The organism is Streptomyces cyanogenus, from assembly GCF_017526105.1.
GTDB lineage: Bacteria > Actinomycetota > Actinomycetes > Streptomycetales > Streptomycetaceae > Streptomyces > Streptomyces cyanogenus.
Window position 1 is genome coordinate 2,865,622 of sequence record NZ_CP071839.1, and the last position, 25,726, is coordinate 2,891,347.

The 25,726-nt window shown below is 71.4% G+C and carries 24 protein-coding genes; 13 read left to right on the plus strand and 11 right to left on the minus strand.

What is annotated here, in order from left to right; translation table 11 throughout:
- Positions 1-32 precede the first annotated feature (32 nt).
- From S1361_RS12855 to S1361_RS12875, 5 genes are all read right to left on the minus strand, one after another.
- Positions 33-896, minus strand: coding sequence for a tetratricopeptide repeat protein (locus S1361_RS12855; RefSeq protein ID WP_208031991.1), 864 nt, complete (start codon positions 894-896; stop codon positions 33-35).
- Between the two features lie 251 nt (positions 897-1,147).
- The gene (locus tag S1361_RS12860; protein WP_208031992.1) at positions 1,148-1,381 is read right to left on the minus strand and encodes a ferredoxin; all 234 of its coding nucleotides are present in this window, start codon (positions 1,379-1,381) and stop codon (positions 1,148-1,150) included.
- A gap of 3 nt (positions 1,382-1,384) precedes the next feature.
- On the minus strand, positions 1,385-2,836 hold the full coding sequence (locus tag S1361_RS12865; RefSeq protein WP_208031993.1) for an aldehyde dehydrogenase: 1,452 nt from the start codon (positions 2,834-2,836) through the stop codon (positions 1,385-1,387).
- A gap of 131 nt (positions 2,837-2,967) precedes the next feature.
- A complete protein-coding gene (locus tag S1361_RS12870; protein WP_208031994.1) occupies positions 2,968-3,891 on the minus strand; it encodes an RNA polymerase sigma-70 factor in 924 nt (307 codons plus the stop codon).
- Positions 3,892-4,033: 142 nt separating this feature from the next.
- Positions 4,034-4,507, minus strand: a complete 474-nt coding sequence (locus tag S1361_RS12875; protein ID WP_208031995.1) for a carboxymuconolactone decarboxylase family protein — start codon at positions 4,505-4,507, stop codon at positions 4,034-4,036.
- A 436-nt stretch (positions 4,508-4,943) separates the two neighbouring features.
- On the opposite strand from S1361_RS12875, the gene S1361_RS12880 reads away from it, so the two are divergent.
- The 5 genes from S1361_RS12880 (at position 4,944) to S1361_RS12900 (ending at position 10,739) form a co-directional block, all read left to right on the plus strand.
- Positions 4,944-5,399 carry a hypothetical protein gene (locus S1361_RS12880; RefSeq protein WP_208031996.1) on the plus strand — a complete coding sequence of 152 codons (456 nt, stop codon included), beginning with the start codon at positions 4,944-4,946 and terminating at the stop codon, positions 5,397-5,399.
- Between the two features lie 181 nt (positions 5,400-5,580).
- Positions 5,581-6,573 (plus strand): chitinase, encoded by a 993-nt coding sequence (locus S1361_RS12885; protein ID WP_208031997.1) that lies wholly within the window; start codon positions 5,581-5,583, stop codon positions 6,571-6,573.
- A 1,317-nt stretch (positions 6,574-7,890) separates the two neighbouring features.
- A complete protein-coding gene (locus S1361_RS12890; RefSeq protein WP_243769161.1) occupies positions 7,891-8,370 on the plus strand; it encodes a hypothetical protein in 480 nt (159 codons plus the stop codon).
- Between the two features lie 19 nt (positions 8,371-8,389).
- A complete protein-coding gene (locus S1361_RS12895) occupies positions 8,390-8,875 on the plus strand; it encodes an NUDIX domain-containing protein (RefSeq protein WP_208031998.1) in 486 nt (161 codons plus the stop codon).
- Between the two features lie 649 nt (positions 8,876-9,524).
- Entirely contained in the window at positions 9,525-10,739 is a 1,215-nt protein-coding gene (locus tag S1361_RS12900) for an IS110 family RNA-guided transposase (RefSeq protein WP_208031999.1), read from the plus strand.
- A gap of 48 nt (positions 10,740-10,787) precedes the next feature.
- Here the strand turns inward: S1361_RS12900 and S1361_RS12905 are convergent, their stop codons facing one another.
- Complete coding sequence (locus tag S1361_RS12905) at positions 10,788-11,696, minus strand: hypothetical protein (RefSeq protein ID WP_208032000.1); 909 nt, start codon at positions 11,694-11,696, stop codon at positions 10,788-10,790.
- Positions 11,697-11,801: 105 nt separating this feature from the next.
- The gene (locus S1361_RS12910; protein ID WP_208032001.1) at positions 11,802-12,401 is read right to left on the minus strand and encodes a DUF4145 domain-containing protein; all 600 of its coding nucleotides are present in this window, start codon (positions 12,399-12,401) and stop codon (positions 11,802-11,804) included.
- Positions 12,402-12,698: 297 nt separating this feature from the next.
- Here S1361_RS12910 and S1361_RS12915 point away from each other — a divergent pair, with 297 nt between their 5' ends.
- Entirely contained in the window at positions 12,699-13,724 is a 1,026-nt protein-coding gene (locus tag S1361_RS12915) for a Strvi_7410 family MBL fold metallo-hydrolase (protein WP_208032002.1), read from the plus strand.
- 84 nt (positions 13,725-13,808) lie between these two features.
- On the opposite strand, the gene S1361_RS12920 is transcribed toward S1361_RS12915, so the two are convergent.
- The 4 genes from S1361_RS12920 to S1361_RS12935 form a co-directional block, all read right to left on the minus strand.
- A complete protein-coding gene (locus S1361_RS12920) occupies positions 13,809-15,218 on the minus strand; it encodes an FAD-dependent monooxygenase (protein ID WP_208032003.1) in 1,410 nt (469 codons plus the stop codon).
- Positions 15,211-16,419: an MAB_1171c family putative transporter gene (locus tag S1361_RS12925; protein ID WP_208036573.1), complete on the minus strand. Its 1,209-nt coding sequence runs from the start codon at positions 16,417-16,419 to the stop codon at positions 15,211-15,213. The genes S1361_RS12920 and S1361_RS12925 overlap by 8 nt, the downstream gene beginning before the upstream one ends.
- On the minus strand, positions 16,419-16,946 hold the full coding sequence (locus S1361_RS12930) for a hypothetical protein (RefSeq protein WP_208032004.1): 528 nt from the start codon (positions 16,944-16,946) through the stop codon (positions 16,419-16,421). The genes S1361_RS12925 and S1361_RS12930 overlap by 1 nt, the downstream gene beginning before the upstream one ends.
- A gap of 94 nt (positions 16,947-17,040) precedes the next feature.
- The gene (locus S1361_RS12935; RefSeq protein ID WP_208032005.1) at positions 17,041-17,634 is read right to left on the minus strand and encodes a helix-turn-helix domain-containing protein; all 594 of its coding nucleotides are present in this window, start codon (positions 17,632-17,634) and stop codon (positions 17,041-17,043) included.
- A gap of 250 nt (positions 17,635-17,884) precedes the next feature.
- On the opposite strand from S1361_RS12935, the gene S1361_RS12940 reads away from it, so the two are divergent.
- The 7 genes from S1361_RS12940 to S1361_RS12970 all read left to right on the plus strand — a co-directional run bounded on the left by S1361_RS12940 (position 17,885) and on the right by S1361_RS12970 (position 25,710).
- Positions 17,885-18,940 (plus strand): ATP-grasp domain-containing protein, encoded by a 1,056-nt coding sequence (locus tag S1361_RS12940; RefSeq protein WP_208032006.1) that lies wholly within the window; start codon positions 17,885-17,887, stop codon positions 18,938-18,940.
- A gap of 365 nt (positions 18,941-19,305) precedes the next feature.
- A complete protein-coding gene (locus S1361_RS12945; protein ID WP_208032007.1) occupies positions 19,306-20,520 on the plus strand; it encodes an SCO2321 family membrane protein in 1,215 nt (404 codons plus the stop codon).
- Entirely contained in the window at positions 20,517-21,161 is a 645-nt protein-coding gene (locus tag S1361_RS12950; RefSeq protein WP_208032008.1) for an SCO2322 family protein, read from the plus strand. Before S1361_RS12945 ends, S1361_RS12950 begins: the two co-directional genes overlap by 4 nt.
- A complete protein-coding gene (locus tag S1361_RS12955) occupies positions 21,148-22,242 on the plus strand; it encodes an energy-coupling factor transporter transmembrane component T (protein ID WP_208032009.1) in 1,095 nt (364 codons plus the stop codon). Before S1361_RS12950 ends, S1361_RS12955 begins: the two co-directional genes overlap by 14 nt.
- Complete coding sequence (locus S1361_RS12960) at positions 22,239-24,062, plus strand: ABC transporter ATP-binding protein (protein WP_208032010.1); 1,824 nt, start codon at positions 22,239-22,241, stop codon at positions 24,060-24,062. The genes S1361_RS12955 and S1361_RS12960 overlap by 4 nt, the downstream gene beginning before the upstream one ends.
- On the plus strand, positions 24,059-24,964 hold the full coding sequence (locus S1361_RS12965) for an ECF transporter S component (protein WP_243769162.1): 906 nt from the start codon (positions 24,059-24,061) through the stop codon (positions 24,962-24,964). The genes S1361_RS12960 and S1361_RS12965 overlap by 4 nt, the downstream gene beginning before the upstream one ends.
- Positions 24,965-25,296: 332 nt before the next feature.
- On the plus strand, positions 25,297-25,710 hold the full coding sequence (locus S1361_RS12970; RefSeq protein ID WP_208032011.1) for a lytic transglycosylase domain-containing protein: 414 nt from the start codon (positions 25,297-25,299) through the stop codon (positions 25,708-25,710).
- The last annotated feature ends 16 nt before the right edge of the window (positions 25,711-25,726 follow it).

Sequence of the window (25,726 nt, forward strand, 5' to 3'; positions counted from 1 at the left end):
CCACCATTTGCCAACATGCGGAAACCGGCGCCTCAGCCGACCGGCTCCAGCCCGGTCCAGCTCCGTCCGCTCCCGGTCCGTCCGGCCCACTCCTCCAGCAGCCGGCGGGCCTCCCGCTCGGGGGCGGCCAGGAGCACCTGCTGGCCGCCCGCGTGGACCCGCCGCTCCCGCTCGTGCGTGCCCTCGCTGCAGCAGGCGCACAGCAGCTCGAAGCTGCTCGCGGGTTCGGCGCCGTAGTCGTGGCCGGAGAACAGGTCGACCAGCGCCTCGACGTCGCCGGCCTCGGCCGCGTGCACCGTCACCGTGAGAGTCGGCAGGTCGGAGGACTCGAAGAGGAGGAGTTCGTCGAAGACCGGGTACTCCCGGCCGTCGACGACCCGGCGGCCCTTCGGCTCGCCGTCGTGTACGACGATCTCGCCGAACCTGCGGCCGGCGCTTCCCGGCACGTTCATGACCCGGCCGCGGGTGGGGCAGAGCCGGTCGATCCAGACGACCTCCCGCTCCCCGCCCGTGTCCAGCCGGACGCAGGCGGCACCGAAACGTCCCTCGATCTCGCCCTCCCCCTCCGGCAGCCGGATGCCGAAGCCCTCCCACGCCTGGCGCGCGGTGGCCCAGTCGCGCTGGACGGTGGCCGCTATGCCCAGGTTCCAGTACGCCGGATCGCCTTCGCCGCGCGGGGCCCGGGCGGCGGCCTCGCGGCCCAGCTCGTACGCCTTCGCCCAGTTGCGCAGGAACTTGTGGGCGAGCGCGGCGTCGTACCACCACACCGGGCTCTTCGGCGCGTCCGGGTGATGCGCGAGCACGCGCTCCAGGAGCCCGGCCGCGACCGCCCAGTCCTGGGCGTCCCAGGCCCTGTAGGCCTCCTCGACCAGCCGCTCGGCCTCGAACTCGTGCACGTCACTCCCGCCCGCCGTCCCATCGAACCGCAGGAGCCTACCCCGCGGGGGCCGTGCGGGCGCGGACGGCCTGGCGGCCCCCAAACCCGGGCCCGGGGGGGCCGCACGGGTGACGACGACCCGGCGGCCGCCGGAGGACCTGGTGCCACGCATCCTCGCTGATCAGCGGCCGCACACCCCACCCACCGGATGGCCCCACCCACCGGATGGCCGCGACCGCCGGCGAGGAGGCCGACACGGCGCGGGTCCGCTCAGTCCTCCGGCGGAAACACCGCCTCCCCGCTGTCCCGCAGGGTGATCGCGATCGCCTCCACCGGGCAGTTCTCGGCCGCTGCCAGGATCCGTTCGTTGGCGTCCGTGTCCGAGGCGGTCGGGTGGGACTGGCGGGCGGGGTCGAGGCGGAAGCCCGCCGGGGCGTGGTGGAGGCACTGGGCCGAGCCGATGCACACCGACCGGTCGACCTCCACGTGCCAGCGGTCGCCCATCGGCTACGCCCCCGCCGGGAGGTGGATCATCTTGTGCTCCAGGTAGGCGCCGTACCCCTCCGGGCCGAACTCCCGCCCCAGGCCCGAGTTCTTGTAGCCGCCGAACGGGCCGAGCATGTCGAGGCTGAAGGTGTTGACGGAGTAGGTGCCGGTGCGGACCTGCCGGGCGATGTCGACACCGTGCTCGGTGTCCGCCGTCCACACGCTGCCCGAGAGGCCGTAGTCGGAGTCGTTGGCGATCTTCACGGCCTCGGCCTCGTCGCCGTACGGCAGCAGGCAGATGACCGGGCCGAAGATCTCCTCGCGGGCGATGCGCATGGAGTTGTCGACGTCGCCGAAGAGGGTGGGTTCGACGTACCAGCCGCGCTCCAGACCGTCCGGACGGCCGCCGCCGGTGAGGATCTTGGCACCCTCCTCCTGGCCGATGCGGATGTAGTCCAGGTTCCGCTGCTGCTGGCGCCGGGCGACCAGCGGGCCGACCTGGGTGGCCGGGTCGAGCGGATCCCCGACGACGAGGGCGCGCGCCGCCTGTGCGAAGGCGTCGGCGAACTCGTCGTAGCGGGCGCGCGGGACGAGGATGCGGGTCTGCGCCACGCAGGCCTGCCCGTTGTTCATCCACGCCGCCGGGACGATCCCGGAGACGGCCGCCTCCAGGTCCGCGTCCGGCAGCACCAGCGCCGCCGACTTCCCGCCCAGCTCCAGCGTCACCCGGGTGAGATGGCGGGCGGCGACCTCCATCACGCGCTTGCCGGCCGCGACCGAGCCGGTGAAGGAGACCTTGTCGACGCCGGGGTGGCCGACCAGGTACTCGCTGACCTCGCGGTCGGCGGGGAGGATGGACAGCACGCCCTCGGGGAGGCCGGCGTCGCGCGCGATCTCGCCGAGGAGGTAGGCGTCCAGCGGGGACTCCGGGGACGGCTTGAGGACGACCGTGCAGCCGGCCAGCAGCGCGGGCGCCAGCTTGGCGGCGGCGACGAACTGCGGGACGTTCCAGGGCACGACGGCGGCGACCACGCCCACCGGTTCCCGCCGGACCAGGATCGGACCCAGCACGCCGTCCCTGCGTTCCTCGTGGGCGAAGTCCCGGGCGACCCGGATCGCCGCGTCCCACACCATCATCGCGCCGAGCGCCTGGGCGAGGACGCTCCAGGAGTAGGGGGAGCCGTTCTCCGAGGAGATCACCCGGGCGATCTCCTCGTGCCGGGCGGCGATGCCGTCCTTGATGCGGGTGACGACCGCGATCCGCTCCTCCAGCGCGGCCCGGGACCAGGGCCCTTCGTCGAAGGCACGGCGCGCGACGGCCACGGCCCGGTCGACGTCCGCCCGCGACGCGTGCGGCACCCGGCCGACGACCTCCTCGGTGTGCGGGGAGATCACCTCGATCACGTCCCGGCCCAGCGGGTCGGTCAACTCCCCGCCGATGAACAGCTGTCCGTGTTCCACGAGCTCGGTCATGGCCGACTGCCTCCCGCCGCACCGCACCGCATCCGCCGATTCTGACGGCGTGTCAGAACTGATACCAGTTCCAGTTGAAGTAGTCCACGGACATGGCGGTTCATCAGAAGATCACTCCGCGGCCCGGCAGGTCACTTCGTCCGCCCGCGGGCCTGCTTCACCTCACGGTCGATGGCCCAGGCGTCGGCGACCGGCCCGAGGTGGCCGAGCTTGTCGGGATTGATCACGGAGCGAATGGTCTGGATCCGCCCGTCGAGCACCTCCAGGGCCAGGATGTGGAGCACCTTGCCGTCCCGGTCGCGGAAGATCGCGCCGGGCTGCCCGTTGATCTCCTGCGGCGCGAACGTCACGTCGATCCGGGCCAACAGGGGGAAGACGGAGGCGAGCAGCCGGGCCACGTTCTCGGTTCCGCTGACGGCCCTGGCGAGCTGCGGGGCCTTGCCGCCGCCGTCCCCGACCAGCTGGACGTCGGCGGCCAGCAGATTCCGCAGGCCGCCGACGTCACCGTTCTTCAGCGCGTCGAAGAACCGCTTCGCCAGCTCCTGCCGCTCCCGACGGTCCGCTTCGAACCGTGGCCGTCCGGCCTGCATGTGCCGCCGGGCCCGTACCAGCAGCTGCCGGCACGCCGCCTCCGACCGCCCCACCGCCGCGGCGACCTCGTCGAACCCGAAGCCGAACACCTCTCGCAGGACGAACACCGACCGCTCCAGCGGGCTGAGCCGCTCCAGGAGCAGCAGCGCCGCCATCGACACCGAGTCGGCCAGCTCCGCCGAACGCGCCGGATCCTGATACGGATCGCTGAGCAGCGGCTCGGGGAACCAAGGGCCCACGTACTCCTCCCGCCTCACCCGCGCGGAGCGCAGCACGTCGATCGAGATCCGCGTCACCGTGGCCGACAGAAACGCCTTGGCCGACGCGACCCGGGTCGCCGAACCGTCGAAGCGCAGCCACGTTTCCTGCACCGCGTCCTCGGCCTCACCCACGCTGCCCAGAATGCGGTAGGCGATCGAGAACAGCAGCGGCCGCAGCTCCTCGAACTCCTCGACCTTGGTCACGACGAAACCCCTCCCCACGTTCCCCGCCGGCCGCACTCGCCGGCGCAGACATCTTCTGTGATCACCTGGGCCACCGGTGGCCACGCCGGCGCCACCGAGCCCGGGGCCCGCAGCCGGACCCCGGGCCGGTCGCCGATGCCGTTCAGTGGAACTGTCCGGGCTCGTAGTGGCCGGCCGGCTGCCGGGTGATGATGTTCAGCCGGTTCGCCGCGTTCATGAAGGAGACCAGGACCACGAGGGCGGAGAGCTGCTCCTCGTCGTAGTGCTTGGCGGCGTACGCCCACACCGCGTCACTGACGCCCCCGGCCGCATCCGCGACCCGGGTCCCTTCCTCCGCCAGCTCCAGCGCGGCACGCTCGGCCTCGGTGAAGACCGTGGCCTCCCGCCACGCCGCGACCAGGTTCAGCCGCACCGGGGTCTCGCCGGCAGCGGCGGCCTCCTTGGTGTGCATGTCGATGCAGGCGGCGCAGCCGTTGATCTGGCTCACGCGCAGCGCCACCAGCTCCTGCGTCGCGGCCGGCAGCGGCGAGTCCTTGAGCGCCTTGCCCGCCGACATGAAGTGCTTCAGGACCCTGCCTGCGCTCGGGCTGGCGAAGTAGTCCAGTCGCGCGTCCATGGTGTGCTCCTCTGTGGTCGTCAGTGGCTACACCCCTGAGACGAGGTGGCCCGACGTCCTGTGACACGACGGAAGCACGTGGATCGGCCGGGTCGCGGTAGCCGATCTCGGCGAACCCCAGCGGAGGCCTTGCGAAGAAACCCTCTCCGCCCTCCATCGCCATATCTCTGCCTTAAGCGACGTGTAATGAAGCCTTAGAAACCCAACTTCCATACGGGCCATAACTGTTACCGAAAGTAATCTGCTGTACAACGGTACGGCGGCTTCCGCAGCCGACCCGTTTCATCCTGAACGGCCCGTCGAAAGGACTCTTATGCGCTCACATCCGAAGTTATCAGTCGCCGTCACGGCGGCGACACTCGCCACGGCCCTCGCCGCCCCTGTTGCCTCAGCACACGCCGTCTCCGCCGTCGTCCAGCGTTCGGGCAGTCACGAAATGCGGCCGTCGGACAGCCGGAGCATCAACGTCCATGTGACGTCCTACGGCTACAACGACAACGACGACGGCAATGGCAACTACGGCACCGCGCAGATCGCCTATCCCCAGATACACGACGAGGCGACCGAAGACCTGGGTACATACGACCACCCCGCCACCTTCGCCACCGACCCCGGCGAATTCGCGCCCGGCACGCGCATCTACGTCCCGTACCTCCAGAAGTACTTCATCATGGAGGACGGCTGTGCGGAGTGCAGTTCGGACTGGAAGAACGGCGTGTACCACGTCGATCTGTGGATGGGCCCCGCCGGCACGCAGCCGGAGCCGGCCCTCGGCAACTGCGAAGGTTCGGTCACCCAGGACTCCGGCATCATCGTCGACCCTGACCCCGGCCTGCCGGTCGACACCACCCCGATGTTCTCCGACGGACAGTGCACGGTCGTCCACCACTGAGCCGCCCCTGAGCGGCCCGGCTCGTCGGCGTTCGGTCCCTTCCGGCGGCCGACGCACGTACATGCCCTCGCATCCGCGCACCAGGTCGGGCACACCGTGCCGGAGCACGCCGCCCCTCCCAGACCCTGGCCGGCGCGGACGGCGATCCATTCCCTTCAATTCCCAGTGCGACAAGGCAACCATGAACACTCGCATCCCCAGGACCGCTCTCGCCGCGCTTCTGCCGCTCACCGCCACCGCCATGCTGGTCGGCAACGGACAGCCGGCCAACGCCGCCGCGGCGACGTCGACGTGGCCCGCGCACTTCGCGGCCCCCTACCTCCAGATCGGTCCCGGCACAGTCGGTGACATGGCCGACGACATGGCCACCACCGGTCTGAAGCACTACACGCTGGCATTCCTCATCCCCCAGAACGGCTGTACTGCCAAATGGGAGTTCAACGGTGACCCCGTCGGCGCCTTCAGTTCGGAAATCAACGCGCTCAAGGCCAACGGTGGAGACGTCATCATCTCCTTCGGCGGAGCCGCCGGTGGCGAACTCGCCCAGACCTGCACCTCCGTCTCCGACCTGACCGCCGCCTACGCCGACATCGTCAACACCTACGGCGTCACCCGGCTTGACTTCGACATCGAAGGCGCGACCCTCGACGACACCGCAGCCAACACCCGCCGCAACCAGGCGCTCGCCGCGCTTCAGGCACAGAACCCCTCGGTACAGGTGGACTACACGCTCGCGGTCGCCCCCGACGGCCTGCCCTCCGCACAGACCCAACTCCTCCAGGACGCCAAGGACAACGGTGTCAACGTCAGCACCGTCAACCTCATGACCATGGACTTCGGCGACGGACACAACCCGCTCGCCGACGCGGAATCGGCCGCAGAGGCAACCGCCCGCCAACTCGCCGATATCTACGGCGTTTCCACCTCGCAGGCGTACCAGATGATGGGCCTGACGCCGATCGCCGGCAAGAACGACGACGACGAAGTCTTCTCCCAGGCCGACGCCGCCACGCTGGAGAACTTCGCCGCCTCCAACGGAGTCCAGGAGCTGTCCTTCTGGGAGGTCGACGGGTACGACAAGCCCACCGGCTACGCCTACTCCAACACCTTCAACCAGATCACCACCGCCCAGGCACCCCACGCGAGCGCACGGACACCACGCACCGCACACTGACACCGCCTCGGCAAGGAGGAGAGGGGCTCAACGCTCCGCATCCGGGACCACCGCGCACCCCTTTCCACCCGGTTGCCTACTTCCGCTAGGCCGGATCAAGGCCCGAGGGCCGCGCCGCCTCACTTGTCTTCGCCACCGGCCGCACGGCAGCGGCCACATTCCAACACGGGCACGGCGGCGAACGGTGATCCCGGCCGGTGCAGGTCAAAGACACTTGGTGCCACCGCCCGGACAACGGGCGCAGCCACAAGAGGAGAACACTCGCTGTGGCTGGGGCGGTCGGCTCCGCGACTTTAGCCAGCCACTTTGCGTGAGACTCGAAGATCATGGCCCCAACGTCGTGCTTTACGGGGCAGGTCCACAGACTGCCCGACGCGCCGGAAGCTTACGGGGCCATGATCACTCGCGCCGAAGCAGCTCCCGGCCACAGTCGCTACACCGACCGCGTGCCCTGTCTGCTGGCCGGCAGAGGCGCCCCGTTCGGAAGGCGGCAACCGGAGGATCGAGACGGAACGATCACACACTCGGCGCAATCCGGCAGGCGCTGTGCTTTGAAACCGGCAACCATGGCGGGGACAAGGCTCTGAAAGGGTGGCCGTGATGACACTCGACGAGGTTATTCAGCAGCTGCAATCTGTCCGCGACGACAGCTCCGCAGGGCTCCCAGTGGTCATGGAAGCACCAGACATGAGCAAGTACGAGGTCCTGGAGGTCCTGCCTCCCATGTACTTGCGGCACGACTATGAATGTATCCAGATGCAGGTCAACCCCAGCCGGGTGGCGGCCGGATAACGCAACCGCCCAGCCGAGTTGCTTCGGGTCGAAGTTCCCCAGCAGGTAGACGCGACACTCAGCCTCCTGGGCGCACCCAACTCAGGCAGCCCTTCGGGTCGACCTCCTCAGGCGGTGGTCGACAGCCTGGCTGTACAGCAACGGAGTACAGCAACCGCGGCGGCCCGAGATACCCGTCAACGTGCGCTAGGAGCCGGTCCGCCTGTCTGGCAGACCTCAGCAACCATGCCCCCCATAGTTCGCATCGAGAGGGCCAGGAGGTCCCCGCCTGGAAGCCCGTTTCCAGCATCGGGAGCGGGCTTCCTGTAGCGCGTACCGCGGCGGCGAGGATCCCCCGATCGTGCTCATGGACGAACGCCCTCCCGGGCCGTCCTCGGGCCGTGGAAGGGCGCTCAATGTTGCCAACGTCGAAACTCCCCACCGCTCGACGGCGGATCAGAGCGTTGATCGGATAGGTGGCCGCAGGTCACCACGGCTGAAGATCAGTTGTGGCTGTGCAGCAGCACAACGGGTTCATCATGAAGCGTGGGGATCGATCTGGAGCTGCGCTCATCACGGCCGACCCGGAACTGGCGCAAGTCCCGCGCAACACTTCTGCGGAGATCGGCACCCACCGCGACCGCAACGGCCGCCGACCGACTCGGCACCGACGCCAATCACGTCTGGACCGCCTTCGGGCCGACGAACGTCGCCATTCACCGGGTGGCCACGGCGGCCGAGCTGGGTGACATACAGGTAGCGGTCGACCTCGGCCCGCAGATCGATACGACAGGACTGCCGACGGAACGCCGTACACGGCACAACCTCGAAGTAGCCCGGGCCCTCAGCGCCCACAACCGGATGGACGACGCGCTCGCCAAGGTCCTCGAAGCAGAGAGCTGGGCACCGGAGCAGGTGCGGAGCCACTACCTGGCGCGGGAGCTGGTACTCACCTGGGTTCGAGGGCAGCGCGGCCGGCCGAGCCGGAACCTGGCGGACCTGGCCGACAGGCTGCGCGTGGTCTGACCTGGGTACCCTCGGCTGCATGGCGCCGAATGCACACGAAGCGAAGATGGCGCACCCGCGTATGGCAGCGGGTGTGCTCTTCTTTGATGCCGCCGGGCGGGTCCTCATGGTGGAGCCCTCCTACAAGGACTACTGGGAGATCCCCGGCGGGTACGTCGAGACCGGCGAGTCCCCGCTGCACGCCGCCATCCGCGAGGTCCAGGAGGAGCTGGGAATCACCCCGCCCATCGGACGCCTGCTCGCGGTCGACTGGGCTCCGAACGAGGCCGAGGGCGACAAGGTGCTGTACCTGTTCGACGGCGGCCAGCTCAGCCAGGACCGGTTGGCGAGCATCAAGCTCCAGCCGGACGAGCTAAAGAGCTTTGCCTTTGTCTCTGCGGACCAGCTGGCCGAGCGGACGATCCCACGACTGGCCCGACGCATCAGGGCGGCTGTCGAGGCGAGGGGAAGCTCTGCTCCGGTTTACTTGGAGCACGGCGAGGAGCCGAAGAGCCGGGCTGCATGATCGATTCCTCGATGCCAGGTCACTAGCGCGGTAAGACTTTCTCTACATCATCAAGGGCTCGCTTCGCTCGCCGTTGCCCCGGCCTCCTGAACTGCAAGCAGTCCGATCACAGATCGGAGGTGCCGCGCACAGCGCGGCGGCGCCGGCCGGTCGCCGTCGCGCCGCCCCTCCTTGCCTTCGTCACCGGGGCCGCGCGCCGTCGCCCGTCCGCGCCCACAAGGGGCGAAGACCAGGCCGGGGTAAGGGTAAGACGGCCCAGCCGAGGTCAGAACACGTCGTGGCTGGGGCGGTCGGCTCCACGGCTTTAGGCAGCCACTTTGGCGCGAGCCTCGAAGATCATGGCCCCAACGTCGTGCTTCACCGGGCAGGTCCACAGACTGCCCGACGCGCCGGAAGCTTACGGGGCCATGATCACTCGCGCCAAAGCAGCTCCAGCCCAAAGCCGCTCCGTAAGGTGTTTGGCGGTCCGGAAGAGTGGGGTGTGGCTCTAAAGTCGCTAGCCCCCGGTGGCTCCGGTGGAGTGGCCGCCCCGCTCTTCGGGACGCCCGGGCCGCTGATTGAGATGTGCGAATCGGTCGCTGTTTACGGAGCTGACGGCGGGGTGTCCTCGGACCGGAACGGCACGCTGTCCGAGGCCGAGGAGACGCACATGACCACACAGGTGCCCTGCTTATGGGTCGGTATCGACGCCAGCAAGGCCCACCACTGGTGGGTCGCCATCGACGACACCGGAACCACCGTCTGGAGCCGAAAGGTCGGCAACGACGAGGCCGCCATCCTCGCCGGCCTGAGCGAGATCCTTGCACTGGCCCGTGAGGTCCGCTGGGCAGTGGACCTCACCGGCACCGCGCCCGCCTTGCTGCTGGCCCTGCTAGCCGACCACGGCCAACGAGTCGTCTACGTACCAGGCCGGACGGTCAACCGCATGGCCGGCGCCTACCGGGGCGAGGCCAAGACCGATGCCCGCGACGCCTACATCATCGCCGAGACAGCCCGCCTGAGGAGGGACTTCGCCCCCGTCGAGGCGCCCACGAACCTGGGTGCTGACCTGGCTCTGCTCACGACCCACCGCTCCGACCTGATCGCCGACCGGGTGCGTCTTCTCAACCGTCTCCACGACGTGCTCACCGGCATCAGTCCTGCCCTGGAAGCAGCCTTCGACTACGCCGACCACAAGGGCGCCCTGGTCCTGCTCACCGGCTACCAGACCCCCGCCACCCTGCGCCGCTGCGGCCAGGCCCGTCTGACCCGCTGGCTCGCCGCACGAGGCGTGCGCCACGCCGAAACGGTCGCCGCCACCGCCCTCACCGCAGCGCACGCCCAGCACATCCAACTGCCCGGCCAGGACACGGCCGCAGGCATCACCGCAGACCTCGCCACGCAAGTGCTGGCCCTGGACGAACGGCTCAAGCAGCTCGACCGGCAGATCAGCGACGCCTTCCACACCCACCCGCAAGCCACCGTCATCGAGTCGATGCCGGGGATCGGCCCCATCCTCGGCGCCGAGTTCCTTGTCACCGCGGGTGATCTGGCTTCCTACCCCGACGCCGGTCACCTCGCCTCCGCCGCCGGCCTGGTCCCCGTCGCCAAAGACTCCGGACGCCGCACCGGCAACCTCCACCGGCCCCAGCGCTACAGCCGCCGCCTGCGCAGAGTTTTCCACCTCTCCGCGCAGACCAGCATCATCCGCGACGGCCCCAACCGGACCTACTACCTCAAGAAACGAGCCCAAGGACACAAGCACATACCCGCCGTCATCGCCCTCGCCCGCCGCCGCGTCGACGTCCTCTGGGCCCTACTGCGGGACGACCGCCCCTTCACCACCAGCCCGCCAGCCAGGACACCGGCCGCTACAGCAGCTTGACTCGGTCATTAAGACTCCGCCGACCTCCGACTCAACGCGCGGCGACGTTCAACGTGTTACCGGCAACGGTGCATCCAAATGCTTATCCGACTCCCGAAGGAATTCCGAGCGTAGAGCTAAAGAGATCTCACGCATTCGTGCTACGTGCACCTCAAAATAAGGGATCACGCCTGACGCGTAATTGAAAACGATCCCTCCCACTTCCCGCTGATCGAATATTCGACATTCTTGGAGTTTTCGTGTCGCATGAACGAAAAGCTCGGGAGTGGCAGTCATCGCGCTTGCGGCTATTGCGGCTACCCCCTGAGCAATCATCGTTAGGGATTCACGATGCTCTCTACCTCCGCTTTGAATGAAGGGGGAAAAAACCATCATGGCAAGTTCCATGATGTCATTTGACGGTGGCGTTGCGGCTATCGCGGGCCGCTCATTAGAAAGGTTCTCCAGGGTTTGATGCGCTTCTATAACACGCAGAGCCCCAACCGGCGGCTCCCCTGATATTGCGATAGCCACTTCCTGTCGAGACCTTGCAAGCGCTTCGTCGAAACGCTTCTGAACGCCAACAAATGACCCCAAGGTCGCTGAAAAAATCAGCTGCCCGAATAGGGCGTTGCGAAGTCTTTCACCGCAGGCAGCGATTGTCGCCGGTCCCTCAAACTCAACGTCTGCTAGCTTGATGTCGAGGTCCGCTATGGCGTCGTGTAGCGCGGCGTCATATGACGCCGTCCCTCTAGCCAACCTGGCGGCCGCACGGTCCAGCTCATCCGCTGAACGAATAAAGGCGAGCCAGGCCGAACGCCGTGTCCCGTCGCGCCACTGCTTATGACTGCCGTCGACTTGCGCGTGGGCAGCGGAGATCGTAGCCACAGCCTGGTGACGTCCAACGGCGTAAGCCGCAGCTGCGGCCGGCAGCGCCACGGCGGCACCGATGAGTGCAGACACAATCTCTACTTGCACGCCAATCTCTCTTACACGCGACGAAGAATAAGGAGCGACTAGGAGGTGCCTGAAGTTCAATCGGAGGCAGGATAGGCCTTGACGCCAAGCGCAATCACCCACAAATCAAGAGGCATACTTGGCTGCGAGATGTTCCATCAGGTACACCAGCCGCAAAAGCTGTTCAGTGAAAATTAGTGTACCGACGGCTCGCCCCTCATCCGTGGCGGGGATTTCGTGTACTGCGACGTTGCCGTTTTTCCGAATCGCATCCACCCATGGCGTCATGGGCGGCGTGACGTACCCATTGTCGCTCAGATATTGAATATAGAAGGCGAAAGACTTATTCTCTTCAGCTCCCTTATCCACAGCAACGTGCATAAGGATCTTACGACACATCACCTCTGCTGCGGTGAAGGCATTTACTGACGCGCAAGCCCTGGCTTCTTCGTAGGCGCGATGCACATCTTCCGGCAACCCTGCGACATCACCACCAATCTTTGGCCCGGGATATTGGGCTCCCTGGTAAATAACGCTCCCTGCGCCACAGGAGGGGCATCTAATCCACTTGGTGGCGGAAAATTTGTAGTGAGCGGCGATTACGCAGCCAACAACTTTTTCCCGGCAGTGTCCACAGGTGATGGATTCATAGGAGCTTCCATCACTAATTTCGACTATCCGGTTGTCGGGGCCTCTGTAATGAACGATGTCGCTGTGTCCAGCCATGTTGGAATCCTAGGGGTTGCGGCTCGATGTTGACATGGGTTTCCCGACACTCCAGGCCACCGGATGGCACAAGTGCCGACTTGACTCGGTACTCCGCCAGGCCAGCAACAAGAAGCACCGCACCGTGGGCTGGGCCGTCCCTGGGCCGTCCGACACCGACCAGCGTCGACAAGCGACGACAGGTAGCGCACACATCAGTGCAGGTCATCCCAACCCCCCTACACTTCGGTCGACTTGAGCGCCCACTGAAACCAGTTCTAGTTATAGTGGGTCGCGGGGGCGGAGGGTGGAGGGCTGATGGTGTCGGCGTTCGATCATGGTGGGGGCGTACGGTCCGTCCGGGTGCCCATTCCGGACAACCCCCTCGGGCACACGCTGGTGTACGTGGTGGACACGGACCGGGGGCCGGTGCTGGTCGACACCGGGTGGGACGACCCGGGGTCCTGGGACGCGCTCAGAGCAGGGCTGGCGGCCTGCGGTACGGCGGTCGGGGAGGTGTACGGCGTCGTGATCACCCACCACCACCCGGACCACCACGGCCTCTCGGCGCGGGTACGGGAGGCCTCCGGTGCCTGGGTGGCGCTGCACGCGGCCGACGCGGCGATCGTGCGCCGGACCCGGGAGACCCGGCCGGAGCGGTGGTTCTCGTACATGGCGGCCAAGCTGACGGCCGCCGGGGCGCCCGAGGCGCACGTGGCGCCGCTGCGGACGCCCCGCGCGCGGACCCTGCCCGGTCTCTCCCCGGCCCTGCCCGACCGGGAGATCGTCCCCGGCGAACTCCTCGACCTGCCCGGCCGCCGGCTGCGCGCGGTCTGGACGCCGGGGCACACGCCGGGCCATGTCTGCCTGCACCTGGAGGAGGAGCACCCGGCCCGTCTCCCGGGCCACGGGCGCCTGTTCAGCGGGGACCACCTGCTGCCCGGGATCACCCCGCACATCGGCCTGTACGAGGACCCCGACGACGCGACGGTCACCGATCCCCTCGGGGACTACCTGGACTCCCTGGAGCGGATCGGCCGGCTCTCCCCCGCCGAGGTCCTCCCGGCCCACCAGCACGCCTTCGCCGACGCGCCGGGGCGTGTCCGCGCCCTGCTCGACCACCACGAGAGCCGCCTGGCCGGCCTCCTCGCCCTCCTCGCCGAGCCCCTCACGCCCTGGCAGCTCGCCGAACGCATGGAGTGGAACCGCCCCTGGACCGACATCCCCTACGGCTCGCGCAACATCGCGGTCTCGGAGGCGGAGTCCCATCTGCGCCGCCTGGTGAAACTGGGCCGGGCGGAACCGGTACCGGGCAGCGACCCGGTGACGTACACGGCGGTGTAGCCCGACTGCCCCAACCGCCCCCGGCCACCCTCAGCCCCCCGGCCACTCTCAGCCCCCCAGCCGCCCCAGCCACCCCCGCTCCCCTCACTCCAGCCCCGCCGACTCCCGCTCCGTCTCCGTCAGTGGCGGACCGGTCAGCGGGCCCTTGCGGGGGCCGAAGCAGACGTTCCACAGCATGTCCGGGGCGAACAGGCGGGCCGCCGGGGTGCGCAGGCTCATCACGTCCAGCAGTCCGCGCAGGGCGCGCGGGTTCTCCGAGCCGGCGGCCACGGCCTTGTCGACGTAGGCGGTGAGGAGGCGTTCGACGAAGGTCGGCGGCTGGGGCGCGGCGCCGGGATAGTAGGCGTCCTGGCCGACCGCGAGGTTCCACGCGTTGCCGACCGGCCGGGCCACCGCGCGCTGCACGCGGCGGGCGGTGCCGGGGGCGGTGGGGCCGTACCGGTCGAGGGTCCGGCCGAGGGCGAGGGCGCTCTGCGCGGCGACGGACAGGCCGTGGCCGTAGACCGGGTTGTAGCCGGCGACGGCGTCACCGAGGACCGCGAACCCCTCCGGCCAGGCCGCGGCCTTCTCGTAGAAGCGGCGGCGGTTGGCCGTACTGCGGGTGATCACCGGGTCGGTCAGCGGCTTGGCCTGGGTGAGGAGCCGGCCGATCACCGGGTCCTTCAGGCCGGTGAGCGCGAAGTGCTCGAACGCGTCGGGGTCGGCGGTGGGTTCGCCGCCCCGGGTGCCGGAGAGCGTGACCAGCCAGCGGTCGCCCTCGATCGGTACGACGACCCCGCCCCGGCCGGGCGCGTCGCGCGGGTCGGCCTGCACGTTGACCACCGGGTAGCGCAGCGTCGCCGTGGCGTCGGGTGCCGCGTAGACCCGGCTGGCGTAGGTGACGCCCGCGTCGACCACCCGCTCCTCGACCGGGGCGTGGCCCAGTGCCTGCAGCCAGTTGTCCGCCTGGGAGCCGCGCCCGCCGGCGTCAATCACCAAGTCGGCGTGCAGGGTGGTGAGTCGGCCGTCGGCCGCGGGCGCACGGACGCCGGTCACCCGGTGGCGGTCGCCGGCCAGGCCCGCCACCCGGGTCCCGTCGCGCAGTGTGATCCGGCGCCGGGCGAGGACGTCGGCGCGGATCACGGCGTCCAGCAGGTCCCGGCTGCACACGATCATGTGGTGCCGGGAGTCGGTGAACCGCCGGAACCACTGCCCGGACGGCGCCTTGCTGACCAGGTCGCGCATCACGCCGATGAGGCCGGCGCCCTGCGCGGTCAGCTCCCCGGTGATGCCCGGCAGCAGCTGCTCCAGCGCGGTGACCCCGCCGGACCACAGCAGATGGGCGTGCCGCGCCTGGGGCAGGCCCTTGCGCGGCTCGGGGCCCGCCGGCAGCCGGTCGGCCTCCACGATCGTCACCTCGTGGAAGCGGCTGGCGAGCACGGACGCGGCGAGCATGCCGGCCGTACTGCCGCCGATGACGAGCGCGCTTCGGCGGGCGGTGGGTATGTCAGGCATGCGAGGTGAGACCTTCCATGGCGACCGCCTGCCGGCGGAACCTCTCGACGGCCACCGCGTGGTGCCGCAGGGCGTGGGCGACGGACTCCAGTTCGCTGTCCGGGACGGAGACGAACCCGGCGTCCCCGTCCGGCGGCGGACGGTCGCGGTCCGCGGGCGCGTGCAGCGTGTCGGCCGCGACGAGGATGTCCACCGCGGCCGCGATGCCCCGGGCGGCGGACTCCGGGTACCCCGCCGCGGTCGCCGCCTGCCGCGTCCGCTCCCGCCGGTTCGCGCACAGGTGCGGGGCCAGCTTGAGCAGCCCGTCGTTGATGGCGGCCCGGCGCAGCTCCAGACGGAGCGCGGCACCGCTGACCCGGCCGGTCGCGGGCGCCGCCGGCGCGGTGACGGTCAGCATGGTCTGCCACAGCGGCTTCAGGCGCCGGTGGGTGCGCACCAGCCGCCGGTGCTCCGCCGCCCACGGCCCGGCCTGCCCGGCGATGAAGCCGACGGCCACCAGGACCGCCTCGGCGATGGCGAACGGCGGGGCGACGTGCGTGGACAGCCAGTCCCAGTCCCGGCCGCTCCAGCGGGCGCCGATCGCGGCGAGCTTGGCCAGGTCGAAGATGAGCCCGAGCGCGTAGGCCTCCTGGAGGAAGGTCACCGCCCGGCGCAGCCAGGTGTCCTCGATCTCCCGGAACCAGGCCCACAGCATGCCCGCCGCGACCAGCGCGGACACCAGGTGGGCGACGAGGTAGAGCAGCACGAACTCGCGCATCCAGGGGGTGCCGGCGTAGTAGGTGTCGAGGTCGCGGGTGCGTTCCACGTGGTGGTCGCCGAGCAGGAACGTCGTCCACAGGCCGACGATGATGACGGTGTACGCCACCCAGACCAGCCGGGTGCGCCGGCGGCGGACGGCGGACGGCGGCTCCCGCCAGGTGATGATGAGCCACAGGCAGGCGCCGCAGTACGCGGTCAGCAGCGAGTACACCCACAGGCCGGCGAAGTTGGGGATGCCGGCGAGTACGTTGATGCGGTGCAGGTTGGCCGGCGGCAGCGAGGCGAAGACGATCGCGCCGATGCCGAGCAGCAGCGCGGTGGCCCGCAGGATCGGGTCCTGCCAGGCCCGCCGCAGCAGCGGCACCTTGATGACGAAGGCCACGGCGAGCAGGGCGGCCGGGACCACGTAGGCGGCGAAGGAGCCGGCGATGTCCCAGCGCATCACGGCCCGCCGATGTTGCCCAGGGAGGACGACAGCCGGTCGGTGAGGGTGTCCTGGGTCATCCGGCCGGCCGCGCCCGGACCGACGACCTTGGAGAACTTCGCCGCGAGGCGCAGCCCGCACTCCTCGGCCTCCCACTCGGCCTCGGCCGCCGCGGCGGCGGGCGAGCGGGTGGCCATGGCCGCCACCCGGTCCCAGGGGACGTCGTCCTCGGCGCGGGACAGCAGCCGGCGGGCGGCGGCGGGCAGCCCGGCCGGGTAGTGCACGTCCAGCGTGCCGTAGTGGATGTGGCCGATCTCGTGGCCGGCGATGACGAACTTGTGCGGGTCCGGGGCCCGTTCCTCGACCACGACGATGTAGTCCTCGTCCCGTGCGAGGGTGATCCCGGAGACGTCCAGACCCGGCGGGAAGGCGACGAACTTCAGCCGGACCGGGCGGTCCAGCTGGGGGCTGAGCGTGGCGCACAGCGCGTGCAGGAAGGCCTCCGGGGCGGTCGGCGGGGTGAGGCCGCGGACGGTGTCGCGCACGAGCCGGTCGAGGAAGCGCCTCGGGGACCTGGCGTGCTTCGGGGCAGCCGCCGGCCGAGGGCGCCTGGCCCGCTTCGGGGCCCCGGCGGTCGGTTCAGGCACGCCCGGTGCCCTCCGCCCGCTCCGACGCGATGATCATCTCGGCCAGGTCGGCCAGGGTGGCGAGCTGGCGGGCGTTCATCTGCGGGGCCCGGGCGGCCAGCCGTACCAGCCCGCTCTCGCGCAGCCGCAGCAGCGGGTCCGCCTCGGCCTCCAGGCCCTGCAGCACCGGTTGCAGCGCCTCGTGCAGGGCCTCGGGCTCGTCGGCCGTGAAGAAGCCCGCGGGCAGGCCGAAGAAGCGGCGCAGCCGGTCGGCGTGTTCCAGGCTCGGCATCCCGCTCTTGCGCCACTCGCTCAGCCACTGCCGGCTGGTTCCGGCGATCCTGGCCAGTTCGTCCAGCGAGTACCGCTTGCCGTCCGGGCGGCGCCGGCTCTCGCGGATGAAGTCGAGCCGCTGGCGCACGCGATGGGCCAGGCAGGTCTCCGGGGCCCGGCCGCCGGAGAGCAGTTCGACGACGACGCCGACGGGGATGCCGGTGCGGTAGGAGAGGCCGGCCACGTCGAGGGTCTCCGGCAGTCGTCCGGGGCGGCCGGTCAACTCGCCGAGTCGGTCCAGGACATCGGCCAGCGAGGCGTAGGCGTCACTCACCGAGGTCCCCCCTGGGCGTGTCGTCCGTTCGGTGGCTGGGCTGACGGCGAGGCTACCCGTTCGCCCGTTCGGCGACCAGACGTGACAACGCTCCCTGCCAAATTCCGCAGCTATCGTTGACAGTTAGGGGCGCCGTGGGTGAGGATCACTGCACGGAGAGCAAGATCCGACCCGCCCCGGGTGCCGCCTATGGGGGAGCGGCACCCGGGGTGTTTCTTGTCCGCCCTCTCCCTGAGGAAGGTCCAGGACCATGGCGCAGCCCGTCGTGCTCCTCGGGGCCGGACGCCGCGAGACGTGCGACGAGTTCTCGCTGGCGCGGATCGCCGCGCTGCACCCGGTCGTCCTGGTCGACCCGGACCCGCCCGCCTGGGCGCGCCCGTACGTCGCGGCGCACCTCCCGGCCGACCCGGCCCGGGAGACCCAGGCGGCGGAGGCGGTCCTGGCCTACGCGGCCATGCATCCGGTCGCCGGCGTACTGACCTGGTGCACCGGGCACTTGGCCACCGCCGCGCGGATCACCGGCCGGCTGGGCCTGCCGGGCCTGCCGTACGAGACGGCCGCGGTCTGCGCCGACCCGGTGGCGTTACAGGCCCTCCTCCTGCGGCACCGGCTGCCCACGGCCGGTGCCGGCGACCGGGAGGACACAGCCGGCCCACTGGTGTCCGCCGAGACGGTCGTCCTGGACGACGAGGTCCGCATCGTCGCGCTCACCCGTACGACCCCGGGCCCGCCGCCCGCCCGGGTCGCGCTGCGGCACGGCGTCCACGCCCACGACGGCCTCCTACACAACCGTTTCCTGCGCCAGTGCGTCGAGCGGACCGTCCACGCCCTGGGCCTGACCCACACGGTCGCGCACATCGTCCTGAGGCTGACGGACCGCGGCCCGCGCGTCCTCGACGTCGCCCCGCACCTCCCCGGCGACCTGATCCCGCTGCTGGTGGAGCGCGCCACCGGCGTCGACCTGACCGGGGCCGCCGCCGCCCTCGCCACGGGCCGGCACCCGGAACTGGCCCCCACCAGCCAGCGCGCCGCCGCCGTCCAGTTCGCCTACCCGACCGTGACCGGCCGCCTGGCCCACCTCCACCTGGACCCCGCCGCCGACCACGACCCGGCCGCCGACCGCATGCTCCTCACCCACCGCCCCGGCGCCCCGGTGACAGCGGCCCCCCACGCGAACACCGGCGACCGCCTGGCCCACTGGGTGGTCACGGCCGAGGACCCCACGGACTGCGAAACGGCCCTGCGCCGCCTGGCCCACCACCTGACGGCGACGGTCCTGCCGACACCCGACGTGTACGCGGCCTAGGGCCGCCTTTCCGCGCTCCCGCGCCCGTGACCCCGGTCACCAACCCCCTGTGCCGACAGCCACCCCTCGGCCCTGGCAGGGCGGCCGGTAAAGTGGCGGGGTCGTCATCACACCCGTACGGGGAGAAGCCGGTGCAATTCCGGCGCTGACCCTCCCCAGCTCTCGGCTGCGCTCGCGCCGGGGGCGCCCCCAGCCGTGTGCCGCCGGAAGGGGCGGTGAGCCGGACTGCCCCGGGCGGGACGTTGACCGGCTCGCGTGCGCCGGCGGTCCGCCGCGCACGGCACCGTCGAGGTCTACGGAGCCGAGCCGCCCGGGGTGTCTCCCGTGCGCTGCCCGGCTCCCCACAGGAGAGGCAGTCGCCGACCATGAACGTCCGCCGCAGTGCCGCGGCTCTCGCCGCCATAGGCGTGCTGGCCGCCGCCGCGCCCGCCACGGCCGCCGACCCGTCCCCGTCCGCCAAGGCGACGGTCCAGCCCGGCCTGTACGGCAAGAGCGACCCGACGTACGACGGCGTGTGGCGGCAGTCGCTCACGCTGCTCGCCCAGCGCACGCTGGGCTACCGGCCCGCCGCCAGGGCCGTCGACTGGCTCACCGGACAGCAGTGCGCCAACGGCTCCTTCGCCGCCTTCCGCGCCGACCCCGCCAAGCCCTGCGACGCCAAGACCAAGCCCGACACCAACAGCACGGCCGCCGCCGTCCAGGCGCTGGCCGCGACCGGCGGGCACGGCGGTGCCGTCGGCAAGGCCGTGGACTGGCTGAAGTCCGTGCAGAACAAGGACGGCGGCTGGGGCTACTACCCGGGCAGCCCCAGCGACACCAACTCCACCTCGGTCGTCATCGGCGCGCTCACCGCGGCCGGCACCGACCCGGCGAACGTCCACACGTCCGGCAAGTCCCCGTACGACGCGCTGCCCGCCTGGTCCATCCCGTGCGACCAGGACGGCGGCGGCGCCCTCGCCTACCAGCCGGACAAGAAGGGCAAGCTGCTCGCCAACGCGGACGCGACGGCGGCCGGTGTGCTCGGCGCGCTCGGCAAGGGGTTCGTGGCGGAGGCCGGCAAGTCCCCGGCGCAGGACGCCTGTGCCGCGGCCGAGCACCCGACCCGGGAGCAGGTCGCCGACAACGCCGGCGCGTACCTGGCGACGGCGCTCGCGAAGAGCGGCCACCTCCGGTCGGCCCTGCCCGGTGCCAAGGACCAGCCCGACTACGGCAACACGGCGGACGCCGTCGTCGCGCTCGCCGCGGACGGCCGGACCGAGCCGGCGAAGAAGGCGTACGCCTGGCTGGAGAAGAACGCCGGCCCGTGGGCGGTGCAGAGCGGCCCGGCCGCGTACGCCCAGCTGATCCTCGCCGCCCACGCGATCGGGGAGCAGCCGGGCGACTTCAACGGCACCAGCCTGGTCAGCTCCCTCAACGCGCTCGGCCCGGCCCCGTACATGGACTCCGCCACGGGGCACACCGAGAACGCGGAGGAGTCCGACGACTCGGGCACCGGTGTCTGGTGGATCGTCGGCGCCGGGCTCGTCGCCGGTATCGGCATCGGCTTCCTGCTGAGCGGCCGGAAGCAGCGCCGGCCGTGACCGTGTACCGCCGTGCCGTGCCGGTGCTCGCCGCCGGGCTCGCCGCGCTGCTGCTCCTCGCCTCCGCCGGGCCGGCGGGGGCCGCCGGCTACCGTTACTGGTCGTTCTGGGAACGCACCGGCGGGCACTGGACGTACGCCACCCAGGGGCCGGCGACCGTCCGCCCGGACGACGGCGCGGTGCAGGGCTTCCGGTTCGCGGTGAGCGCGGACTCGGCGGACGCGAGCCGGCCGCGCGGTGCGGCGGACTTCACCTCCATCTGCGCCGACACGCCCGCCGCTTCCGGTACGAAGCGTGTCGGCCTCGTCCTCGACTTCGGCACCCGCGCGGACGGTCCGTCCGGTGAGACGCCGCCGGGCCGCCGGACGGCCTGCGCGCGGGTGCCGGCCGACGCGACGACCGCGGATGCGCTGGCCGCTGTGGCCAAGCCGCTCCGGTACGACACCAACGCCCTGCTGTGCGCGATCGCCGGGTATCCGGGGAAGGGGTGCGGCGAGCAGGTCTCCGCCGAGGGCGAGCAGAGCGGGGACACGACCGACGGCGGGCCTTCCCTGGGGCTGCCGATCGGTGTGGGAGTGATCGCCCTGCTGGCCGGTGCGGCGGTGTGGCAGTCACGACGGCGGCGCGATGAGTCCCGGTGAGTGCGACCCGGCCCCCGCCCGGCGCCGAGCGGTCGTGCATCCCGGCGCCTGGTGGGTCTGGGCGATATCCCTCGGTACCGCCGCCACCCGCACCACCAACCCCCTCCTCCTCGGCCTCCTCACGGCCGCCTCCGCCTACGTCGTGGCCACGCACCGCTCCCCCACCCCCTGGGCCCGCTCCTACACCGCCTTCGTCAGGCTGGCCCTCGCCGTCGTCCTCGTCCGCGTCCTGTTCGCGGTGGCCCTCGGCTCCCCCATCCCGGGCACCCACACCCTGCTCACGCTGCCCGAAGTCCCGCTCCCGCACTGGGCGCAGGGCATCCGGCTGGGCGGCCGGGTCACCGCCGAGGCGGTCGTCTTCGCCGCCTACGACGGGCTGAAGCTCGCCACCCTGCTCGTCTGCGTCGGCGCGGCGAACGCCCTCGCCGGCCCCACCCGCCTGCTCAAGTCGCTGCCGGGCGCGCTGTACGAGACGGGCGTGGCCGTGGTCGTCGCCCTCACCTTCGCCCCGCACCTGGTCGCCGACGTGCAGCGGCTGCGCGCCGCCCGCCGGCTGCGCGGCCGGCCGGACCGGGGCCTGCGGGGGCTGCTCCAGGTCGGACTGCCGGTGCTGGAGGGCGCGCTGGAGCGCTCGGTCGCGCTCGCCGCCGCGATGGAGTCCCGCGGCTACGGCCGTACCGCCGAGGTCCCCGCCCGGGTCCGCCGTACGACGACCGCGCTCACCCTCGGCGGCCTGCTGGGGGTGTGCGCGGGAACGTACGGGCTGCTGACGGCGGAAGGGGGCGCGTACGGGCTTCCCTTGCTGCTCGCCGGAGTCGTCGCCGCGCTCGCGGGGCTGCGGCTGGGCGGCCGGCGTTCGCTGCGGACGCGGTACCGCCCGGATCCGTGGGGACCGCGTGCCTGGCTGGTCTCGGGCTCCGGTGCCGCGGTGGCCGCGCTGCTCACGCTCGCCTCCGTCCGCGATCCGCAGGCCCTGCACCCGGGGGTCGTCCCCCTCGTCGCGCCCGCCCTCCCGCTCTGGCCGGCCGCGGCCGTCCTGCTCGCCCTGCTGCCCGCCTTCCTCCCCAAGGAGCATCCGTGATCCGCTTCGAGGATGTCAGCGTGACGTACGAGGGTGCCGCCGAACCCACCGTCGACGGCGTGGACTTCGAGGTGCCCGAGGGTGAACTGGTGCTGCTCGCCGGTCCGTCCGGGGTCGGCAAGTCGACCGTGCTGGGCGCGGTCAGCGGACTGGTCCCGCACTTCACCGGCGGCACCCTGCGCGGCCGCGTGACGGTGGCCGGCCGGGACACCCGTACCCACCAGCCGCGACAACTCGCCGACGTGGTCGGCACGGTGGGCCAGGACCCGCTGGCGCACTTCGTGACGGACACCGTGGAGGAGGAACTCGCCTACGGCATGGAGTCGCTGGGCCTCGCCCCGGAGGTGATGCGCCGCCGGGTCGAGGAGACCCTGGACCTGCTGGGCCTCGCCGGACTGCGGGACCGCCCGATCGCCACCCTGTCCGGCGGGCAGCGGCAGCGTGTCGCGATCGGCTCCGTGCTCACCCCGCACCCGCAGGTCCTGGTCCTGGACGAGCCGACCTCGGCGCTGGACCCGGCCGCCGCCGAGGAGGTGCTGGCCGTGCTGCAACGGCTGGTGCACGACCTGGGGACGACGGTCCTGATGGCCGAACACCGCCTGGAGCGGGTGATCCAGTACGCCGACCGCGTCGTCCTCCTCCCCGCGCCGGGCGCGACCCCGGTCGTGGGCCCCCCGGCCGAGGTCATGGCCGTCTCCCCGGTCCACCCCCCGGTGGTCGCCCTCGGCCGCCTGGCCGGCTGGTCCCCCCTCCCCCTCACCGTCCGCAACGCCCGCCGCCAGGCCGGGGCCCTCCGGGACCGCCTGGCCACCCGCACCCCTTCGACGGCCACGGGCAACCAGTCCTCCCGCAGCCATTCCCCTGCCACCGCAGCCGCAGGCAGCCCTCCTCCGGGCGCCCCGGCTGCGGGCGGCCGGGCCGCCGGGGCGGCACGGGTGGGGGCAGTCGGCACCCTGCCCGAGCCGGCGAGCGGCCCCCCGCCCGCCCCGCAGCGGCAGGCCGCCCCTGACCGACCCCGCCGCTCCCTGTTCCGGCGCCGCCCCGGTCCCACCGGGGTACCTCCGCGTACGCACATCGCCGAGGTCCACGCCCTCTCCGTCCGCCGTGACCGCGTCCAGGCCCTCCGCCACGTGGACCTGACCGTCACCCCCGGGGAAACCGTCGCCCTCATGGGCCGCAACGGCGCCGGCAAGTCCACCCTGCTCGGCTCACTCGTCGGCCTCCTGGCGCCCACCTCCGGAACCGTCGCCGTCGGCGGGGTCGCCCCCCACCGCACCGCGCCCAGGGACCTCGTGCGCCACGTCGGTCTCGTCCCCCAGGACCCGCGCGACCTGCTGTACGCGGACACGGTCGCCGCCGAGTGCGCGGCGGCCGACCGGGACGCCGGCGCCGAGCCCGGCACCTGCCGGTCGCTGGTGTCCGGGCTGCTGCCGGACATCGCGGACGACACGCACCCGAGGGACCTGTCGGAGGGCCAGTGCCTGGCGCTCGCGCTGGCCGTGGTCCTGACCGCCCGCCCTCCCCTGCTCCTGCTGGACGAGCCGACCCGCGGGCTGGACTACGCGGCCAAGGCCCGCCTGGTGGCCGTGCTGCGCGGGCTGGCGGCCGAGGGACACGCGATCGTGCTGGCCACGCACGACGTGGAGCTGGCCGCCGAGCTGGCCCACCGGGTGGTGCTGCTCGCCGAGGGCGAGGTCATCGCGGACGGACCGACGGCCGAGATCGTGGTGTCCTCCCCCTCCTTCGCGCCGCAGGTGACGAAGATCCTGGCCCCGCAGCGGTGGCTGACGGTGGCCGAGGTCCGGGAGGCCCTGGCATGAGCCGCACCCCACCGACCGCACCCGCTCCACCGCCCGCACCCCCCGGTGCGGGTGCCCGGGACGCGGTGACCCCGTCGGCCGCGCCCCCCGCCCGCGTCCACGCCGTCCGCCTCGGCCCCCGCTCACTGGCCGCGCTCGCGCTGACCAGCGCGGTGGGGATGGCCGCCCTGTTCTGGCCCTTCCTCGCCCCACCCGCCTCGCACCTGAGCGCCCACGCCCAGGACGCGCCGTGGCTCTTCGCGGGCCTGCTGATCCTGCTGGTGGCGGTCGTGGCGGCGGCGATCTCGGAGTCGGACCTCGGACCGAAGGCCGTGGCCATGCTGGGGGTGCTGGCCGCGACGGGGGCGGCGCTGCGGCCGATCGGCGCGGGTACGGCCGGGATCGAGCCGATGTTCTTCCTGATGGTGCTGAGCGGGCGGGTGCTCGGCCCCGGCTTCGGGTTCGCGCTGGGCTCGGTGACGATGTTCGCGTCGGCGCTGCTCACGGGCGGGGTCGGGCCGTGGCTGCCGTTCCAGATGCTGTCGATGGGCTGGTTCACCATGGGCGCGGGCCTGCTGCCCGGCCCGGTGCGGCTGCGCGGCCGGGTCGAGCTGCTGATGCTCGCCGCGTACGGCTTCCTGGCGGCCTTCGCCTACGGCACGGTGATGAACCTGGCCGGCTGGACCTTCCTGGACAGCGCCGCCTCGAACATCTCCTTCGCCGCCGGGGCCCCGGTCGCCGTGAACCTGGCCCACTTCGTGGCGTACTGCGTGGCCACCTCGCTCGGCTGGGACCTGGGCCGGGCGGTCTGCACGGTGGTGCTGACCCTCGCGCTCGGCCCGGCGGTGCTGCGGGCGCTGCGCCGGGCGACACGGCGGGCCGCTTTCGAGACGGCGGTCACATTCGACGGTCCCGGCGGGTGAGGACTCGTGTCGCGTCCGTGAGCGAGACGGTGAAGCACCCCACATGACGCACGTCACCTACGAGGCGGGGCCGTAGTCCTATTTGTCCGATACATCCTTTGGTGCACCCCTCCTGACCTGCGGATTGCGAGCCACGTCACAGAGTGGACGTTTCCCTTCCATCCGGCCACAACTAGTAAAAGGGGTCATTGCGGACACCTTCCGGGCCTGCTTCTCTGGACGACGTCGCCAGGCACCACGAGCCCGACCGGGCCGCGGTGCCGACGCATACGGCCACAGCGCGTGGTCCTTCCCTGCGGGCGACCCCCTGTCCCCGACGTAAGAGGTTCTCCGTGTCCGTCTCCTTCATTCGCCGCATCGCTTCCCCGAAGAAGGCCCTCACCACCGCCGCCGTGGCCGCCGCCACCGCCGGCCTGGCTCTGACCGCGGCGCCCGCCCACGCCGCCACCTCCTCCGCCTCCTCCGCCCAGGCGATCGCGCACCGGATGATCCCGGACGCCGCACAGTTCAACGCCTTCAGCAAGATCGTCGAGCACGAGAGCGGCTGGAACCCCAGCGCCACCAACAGCTCCTCCGGCGCCTACGGCCTGGTCCAGGCCCTGCCGGCTTCGAAGATGGCCTCGGCCGGCTCCGACTGGAAGACCAACCCGGCCACGCAGATCAAGTGGGGCCTGGACTACATGAACTCCCGCTACGGCAGCCCGGTCAAGGCCTGGAACTTCTGGCAGGCCAACGGCTGGTACTGAGCCGCCGTCCCCCGGC

Bases quoted from the DNA above. Each gene is read 5' to 3' on its own strand.
- S1361_RS12880 (WP_208031996.1), top strand. From the start codon at position 4,944: ATGCGGCCGTCGGACAGCCGGAGCATCAACGTCCATGTGACGTCCTAC.
- S1361_RS12900 (WP_208031999.1), top strand. From the start codon at position 9,525: ATGACCACACAGGTGCCCTGCTTATGGGTCGGTATCGACGCCAGCAAG.
- S1361_RS12895 (WP_208031998.1), top strand. From the start codon at position 8,390: ATGGCGCCGAATGCACACGAAGCGAAGATGGCGCACCCGCGTATGGCA.
- S1361_RS12885 (WP_208031997.1), top strand. From the start codon at position 5,581: ATGAACACTCGCATCCCCAGGACCGCTCTCGCCGCGCTTCTGCCGCTC.
- S1361_RS12920 (WP_208032003.1), bottom strand. From the start codon at position 15,218: ATGCCTGACATACCCACCGCCCGCCGAAGCGCGCTCGTCATCGGCGGC.
- S1361_RS12915 (WP_208032002.1), top strand. From the start codon at position 12,699: ATGGTGTCGGCGTTCGATCATGGTGGGGGCGTACGGTCCGTCCGGGTG.
- S1361_RS12865 (WP_208031993.1), bottom strand. From the start codon at position 2,836: ATGACCGAGCTCGTGGAACACGGACAGCTGTTCATCGGCGGGGAGTTG.
- S1361_RS12860 (WP_208031992.1), bottom strand. From the start codon at position 1,381: ATGGGCGACCGCTGGCACGTGGAGGTCGACCGGTCGGTGTGCATCGGC.
- S1361_RS12925 (WP_208036573.1), bottom strand. From the start codon at position 16,419: ATGCGCTGGGACATCGCCGGCTCCTTCGCCGCCTACGTGGTCCCGGCC.
- S1361_RS12965 (WP_243769162.1), top strand. From the start codon at position 24,059: ATGAGCCGCACCCCACCGACCGCACCCGCTCCACCGCCCGCACCCCCC.
- S1361_RS12955 (WP_208032009.1), top strand. From the start codon at position 21,148: ATGAGTCCCGGTGAGTGCGACCCGGCCCCCGCCCGGCGCCGAGCGGTC.
- S1361_RS12940 (WP_208032006.1), top strand. From the start codon at position 17,885: ATGGCGCAGCCCGTCGTGCTCCTCGGGGCCGGACGCCGCGAGACGTGC.
- S1361_RS12945 (WP_208032007.1), top strand. From the start codon at position 19,306: ATGAACGTCCGCCGCAGTGCCGCGGCTCTCGCCGCCATAGGCGTGCTG.
- S1361_RS12875 (WP_208031995.1), bottom strand. From the start codon at position 4,507: ATGGACGCGCGACTGGACTACTTCGCCAGCCCGAGCGCAGGCAGGGTC.
- S1361_RS12910 (WP_208032001.1), bottom strand. From the start codon at position 12,401: ATGGCTGGACACAGCGACATCGTTCATTACAGAGGCCCCGACAACCGG.